Source organism: Streptomyces coryli, from assembly GCF_011044975.1.
GTDB lineage: Bacteria > Actinomycetota > Actinomycetes > Streptomycetales > Streptomycetaceae > Streptomyces > Streptomyces coryli.
The window spans coordinates 1-588 of record NZ_JAAKZV010000606.1 but is presented as its reverse complement, the minus strand read 5'-3'; the positions used below and the strand labels follow the sequence as shown (position 1 = coordinate 588).

Here is a 588-nt window from a genome sequence, read left to right as displayed (position 1 = left end):
GCCCGCCCGCCACGACCGACCGCTCGGCCAGCCGCGGCCTGGTCCGCGCTGCGGAACGCCTCGACGCGCCGCGGCTCGACACCCAACTCCGGGCCTTGATCGGCAAGCACGGCCTGGTGGACGGCTGGGAACGGGTGATGGCCCCGGCCCTGCAGGCGGCCGGCCGCCGCTGGGAGGCGGACGGTGACGCCCACGTCGAGGAGGAACACCTCCTTTCGTGGCACATCTCAACGGTCCTGCGCACCGCAACCGCACCCGATCCGGACCCTGCCGCCACCCCCGACGCCCCGCCCGTCGTCCTGGCCTGCGTCCCCGGCGAGATGCACACCCTCGCGCTGGAGTCGCTGACCGCGGCGCTCATCGAACGCGGCGTCCCCACCCGCATGTTCGGCGCCGCGGTGCCCGCCGAGGCGGTCACCAAGGCCCTGCACCGCCTCGGCCCGGCGGCCGTCGTCCTCTGGTCCCAGACCCGCTCCACCGCGAACCGCCCCCTGGCCCAGCACATCCATACCCAGAGCTGGGGCATGCGCGGCACCCGCCGCCACACCACGGTCCTCACCGCGGGCCCCGGCTGGACCGCCCCCACCC

1 protein-coding gene is annotated in these 588 nt (G+C 76.0%); it reads left to right on the top strand.

Features of this window, described 5'->3' with window-relative positions:
* Nucleotides 1-588, top strand: a 588-nt coding sequence (locus G5C51_RS42415) for a B12-binding domain-containing protein (protein WP_165246287.1), incomplete at both ends; no start/stop codon positions are given.